Annotated in this window: 6 protein-coding genes; all 6 read right to left on the reverse strand. The window is 62.8% G+C overall.

Annotated features, from left to right (window positions below; all coding sequences use genetic code 11):
• Positions 1 to 42 precede the first annotated feature (42 nt).
• The 6 genes from NZM16_RS09170 to NZM16_RS14050 all read right to left on the reverse strand — a co-directional run bounded on the left by NZM16_RS09170 (position 43) and on the right by NZM16_RS14050 (position 4,867).
• Positions 43 to 771 (reverse strand): DUF6754 domain-containing protein, encoded by a 729-nt coding sequence (locus NZM16_RS09170; RefSeq protein ID WP_295480058.1) that lies wholly within the window; start codon positions 769 to 771, stop codon positions 43 to 45.
• On the reverse strand, positions 768 to 989 hold the full coding sequence (locus tag NZM16_RS09175; protein ID WP_295449301.1) for a hypothetical protein: 222 nt from the start codon (positions 987 to 989) through the stop codon (positions 768 to 770). Before NZM16_RS09175 ends, NZM16_RS09170 begins: the two co-directional genes overlap by 4 nt.
• A 135-nt stretch (positions 990 to 1,124) precedes the next feature.
• The gene (locus NZM16_RS09180; protein ID WP_295449298.1) at positions 1,125 to 2,075 is read right to left on the reverse strand and encodes a MoxR family ATPase; all 951 of its coding nucleotides are present in this window, start codon (positions 2,073 to 2,075) and stop codon (positions 1,125 to 1,127) included.
• Between the two features lie 328 nt (positions 2,076 to 2,403).
• Positions 2,404 to 3,171: a hypothetical protein gene (locus NZM16_RS09185; RefSeq protein ID WP_295480060.1), complete on the reverse strand. Its 768-nt coding sequence runs from the start codon at positions 3,169 to 3,171 to the stop codon at positions 2,404 to 2,406.
• Between the two features lie 181 nt (positions 3,172 to 3,352).
• Positions 3,353 to 4,528: a class I SAM-dependent rRNA methyltransferase gene (locus NZM16_RS09190; protein ID WP_295449291.1), complete on the reverse strand. Its 1,176-nt coding sequence runs from the start codon at positions 4,526 to 4,528 to the stop codon at positions 3,353 to 3,355.
• A 210-nt stretch (positions 4,529 to 4,738) separates the two neighbouring features.
• Positions 4,739 to 4,867, reverse strand: coding sequence for a hypothetical protein (locus NZM16_RS14050; RefSeq protein ID WP_367281022.1), 129 nt, complete (start codon positions 4,865 to 4,867; stop codon positions 4,739 to 4,741).

A 4,867-nucleotide genomic window follows, 5' to 3' on the forward strand; every position in this document is an offset into this window, starting at 1 on the left:
AAGCCTGCTGGCAACACGCGTCGAAACATCTGGATCCCTCCTTTAACCGCGCAGAGCGAATCCCAGAGCCGCCATCACCATGAGCACCATCAACAACCATCGGATCAGATCATGGGTCAGGAGGAGAGCCGATGGGCCCCCCGGGGGCTCCCCCAGGGAGGAGGCTGCGAAGGCCTCCTCGCCAATGGCCAGAGCGGGATCAAAGGACCACAGCGCAGCGGCTCCGCCTGGATCCGGCATTGTGAAGATCGAACGGGCTCCATATCGTTGACCGATCTCCCCAGCCAGCACCGCCTCTTCCCGAAACAGGCCGCTGATGATATTGGCCGCCACCGGTTGCGTCCCCAGCAACAGCGTAAGGCCTGCCGCGTAGGCCATGGGGCTGGCGCCGGCCCACCATGCGCGATCCGGAGGAGGAAAGGAGGGAATGCCCTGACGTTGGCAGGCATCCTGGAGCACATGTCGGGCGTAAAGCAACGCGACCGGATCGGCCACCGTCACAAAAGGGAAGACCTCCCCGGCCGCGCCATCCTGCGCCAGGCGCTCCAGGATCCGCCGGCCACTCAGCGTCAACGCAGCCTCGCTGCCGATCAACCCACCGGAGCCCAGGGCGAGATGGAGCGGCTGTCCGGTCTCCAGGGCCCGCCCGACCTCTCGAGGGATCATTCGAAAAGGTTCCAGCTCCCGAGGAGGTCTCTGGATCCGTCGGGTCATCCGGACAGCGAGGAGCGTCAGTAAAACGAAGGAGAGGAGCAGCAATCCGCCCATCATGAGGAACCCTCCTTGTCATCCCAACCCCGGAGGGGGCCCTCCAGATCTGCCACCCAGCGGGCGATCCGTTCGGACCCCAACCAGGGGCGTAGAAGCCACAATCCCTGGGCCAGGGGAAACCGGAGCGGCGCGATGGCTTCCAGGATCCAGTCGAAATCCACCGGGGAGACTCGGCTTTCATACCCGGCGCTTTCCGGGCTTTTTATCCGCTGCTCCATCCGGATGAACCCCTCAACGGCGGTTTGACTTGAGTATAAGAGTTTTCACATCCCCCCACAACTGGCCCGGTCATGACCTTCAGGATCCGCCCATGCCTTTGGAGCTTATCCCTCCTCCCTGCCCCTTCCGCCCCCTCAGGCGAGAGCGGCCCCTGGCACCGGGATCCGGTTCATGAGTTCAATCAGGATCTGTTCCGGAGTGATGTCTCGCATCCGGGCCTCTGGATTCAGGATCAGTCGGTGGGCCAAGCACGGCTGAACCAGCGCCTTCACATCATCCGGGAGCACGTAGTCCCGCCCCCGCAGAACAGCGCGTGCCTGAGCGGTTCGGAACAGCGCGAGAGCGCCCCGCGGGCTGGCTCCCAGGTAGATATCGGGATGCTCCCGGGTGCGCTCCACGATCTCCAGGAGGTATCCCTTGACCTCAGCGGATACATGAACACCCCGGATCTCCTCCTGAGCCCGGCGTAACTCCTCCAGCTGCACCACCTGCTCCAGCGTCTCGATGGGATGGCGGAATTGTTGGGCTTCTAGGATCGCCAGCTCATCCTTCCGAGAGGGATAACCCAGGCGGATCCGCAACATAAAACGATCCAGCTCCGCCTCCGGCAGCGGGAACGTCCCTTCGTATTCGATGGGATTCTGGGTGGCCAGCACCAGGAACGGTTGAGGAAGGGTGTGCGTCACGCCATCCACGCTGACCTGGCGCTCCTCCATGGCCTCCAGCAGCGCGGCCTGGGTCTTTGGGGTAGCACGGTTGATCTCATCCGCCAGGACGATGTTCGCCATAATGGGTCCAGGGCGGAACTCAAAAGCCCGGGTCCCGGGATTGAAGATCGACACACCGGTGATGTCGCTGGGAAGCATATCGGGGGTGAACTGAATCCGACGGAAGGTTCCTCCGATCGAGCGCGCCATCGCCTTGGCCAGCATCGTCTTCCCCACGCCGGGCACATCCTCGATCAAAAGATGACCCTGAGCCAGCAAGCCGATCACCGCCAGCTCAACCGCATCTCGCTTCCCGAAGATCACCCGTTCGATGTTCTCAACCAAGCGATGGGCTACGTCCTGGGCGAATCCAGTCATCCCACAACCTCCTGCAAGAATCGTCTGCCTGCGGTATGTTTTTGATCAACGGGCCTCGTCACCCGTCCTTTTCAGCCCAATTGGGGTGTTCCGCGGTTTGGGTGGGGCCGGGCGCCTCCGGCGCCCGGCCCCACCCTCCAAAGCCCTCTGAGGAAGCGAACGACAGCCGGTCCGGAAGGCAATGGCCCCTCTCCCCTCTCCACGGCCTAAAGGACCGTGGGGAGGGGGAGCAAAAATCTTTCGGGGGCGGGGCGGCCCCCCTCACTCCCAAATTCCACGAAAAGAACCAGCGAGCTCATTCCAAAGGTCGATGCATAAGGAAGCCGAGTTATGGATTCAACGGCGACGACGGCGGCGTCGGCGTGGGCAAGGGCGAGTGCGGCGGAAGAACCGTCGCCGTCGGCGCTGGCGTGGGCAGCGAAGACTCCGGACCCTCGCCCCATGGGGTAGCGGTTGGAAGTCCCCGAGGGCTCAAGCCCCCGGGCTCCAGACTTGTTCCTTGAGGGAAGGGCAGGGGAGTCGAGGTGGGCATAGCCAGCGAAGGTTGTTCCATACGGCGCATTGTCAGGGTTTCTGGAGAGGGGTGAACCTCGATGATGATCCATGGCGTCCCCATCCGAGCGGGGACTGGGCTCCCCATCGCCGCCGCAGTTTCCTTTTCTGCAGAAAGCCAGGCGGACATCCCCACGGCGATGGCGAGCATCAACCCGAACCCCCCTCCGGCCGCCAGCGCTCGATGCCAACCCCTGAGCGGACCGGGGAGAGTGGCCCATGTGAGAGCCGCTCCGGCTAGGGTGAAAAGGGGACCCTTTCCGACTCGGGTGGCTGGGTCCGGGATGTCTGCTGGAATCGCCTGCCAGGCCGCCATCCACCCCCCGAGGGCCCCGATCGCTGCGATCAACGCCAAGCCTCCCAGGACCCGATGCGCCATGACCGTCTCGCGGGCCGCCCACGGCAGCAATAAAGCGGGAACCCCGACGAGGAGGACCATGAACCCCCAGCGATCCAGGCCCTGCGCTTCGGGGGATGCGCCCCATGGCAACATCACCCCCAGCACCATCAGCCCAGGGCCCAGCATTTGCAACCCAAGCGGCAATGTTTTTTCATCTTTTGAGTTCACAATACCCCCTAGGAGCTGACCTTTTCACGCATTCCTCCCCATGATATAACAAGCCGCCAATGCTTTAAAAAACCCAACGATAGGCTTTCAGACCCAGGCTTTCCATACACAGTGGTCCTACTCTGCACGCAAGCCGCCCTGGCGCACTGGGCGCCTCTTAATCGCCGGCCGATTGCTTCTCCACGATCAGCGTTTTGAGATACAACGTCTCCGGGATCTGAAGGACCCATGGATGATCGGAGGGCTGATACGTCACATCGCGCACCACCAGCCGACAGCCGACATCCGAGGCGGCCAGGCGGGCGGCCTCAATCAGATCCTCCAGGCGGATCGGGTAAGCGCACGATGAGAAAAAGAGCCCGCCGCCGTCTCTTAACAGACGCAAGGCCAGACGGGCCATCTCCACAAACCGACGTCGCACCCCTCGCTCCCACTCGATCCGGCGCTTCGCCATGGCCGGAGGATCCAGCACCACCCAGTCGAAGCGTCGGTCCTCGACGAGCAGCGTCTCCATCATCTCCAGGGCATCCCCCAGACGGACCGAGATGCGGTCCGCCAGGCCGTTCCGGAGGGCATTCCGTTCCACCTGCCCCAGCGCCCAGGGATCCTTATCGATCACCACCGCCGTGGCTCCTGCCGCTGCGGCATGAAGCGCAAAGGGCCCGATATAGCCGTAAACGTCCAGCACCCGATCGCCTGGCCGAACCCATCCCCGCAATCGCCGCCGGTTGTCCCGCTGATCCAGGTAAAACCCGGTCTTCTGCCCCCGCACTACGCTGGTCTCAAAAACCAGCCCGTCCTCTATGACCTCCACCGGATCCGGCACCTCTCCCCATAGGAGGCCTGTATAAGGCTCCAATCCCTCATCTTCCCGAGCCTCCACATCGCTGCGCTCATAAATCCCACGGGGGGCAAACAATGCCCGTAGGGCCTCTAAGATACTTTCCCGCCAGCGCTCCATCCCCAGGTTCCGGATTTGTGCCACCAGCACCTCGCCGTAACGATCCACGATGAGACCGGGAAGGCCATCCGCTTCCCCATGGACCAGACGCACCGCATTCGTTCCCTGGATCTCTCGTCGGCGAGCCGCTGCCTCCATCAGGCGTCGACGGAGCCATGCGGCGTCGATGCGCTCCTCACCCCGGGAAAGCATCCGTAGGGGAATAGAGGCGCGAGGGTTGTAAAACCCCTGTCCGATCAGGGCGCCGGAGGAATCCCGGACCAGAACGATCGCCCCCGGCTCCGGATCGCCCTGGACATCTGCGATCTCATCGTGAAAGGCCCATGGGTAGAAGTTCCGAAGCTTGCGTTCGGCGTGAGGTTTAAGGATCACGCTCGGCCTCATTTCGATTTCCCCAGGAGAGCTTTTGGAGGCCGCCTTCACCGGTCTCAGCGCTCCCAAATTATTGGTTTATGAATTGGGGATTTGTAGAGCGGAAGCCATTCGCAGGGACAATGGACTCTCCCCTTCTCCTCCCTCCCCGCGGCCCAATGATGGAGCCACCATCGTAGCCGCCCCTCCCCCTGTATCCCCATGCCCGTTCTAAGCCATCCCCCGTCGACCTACGGAGACAATGAAGGTCTCCAGCGCCACCACATCAGGGATCTGACCGGTTTTGATCGCCACATCCAGTTCCGCCAGGTTCCTATAGAAGGCCTCCAGTTGCGGCAG

Source organism: Thermoflexus sp., assembly GCF_025055495.1.
GTDB lineage: Bacteria > Chloroflexota > Anaerolineae > Thermoflexales > Thermoflexaceae > Thermoflexus.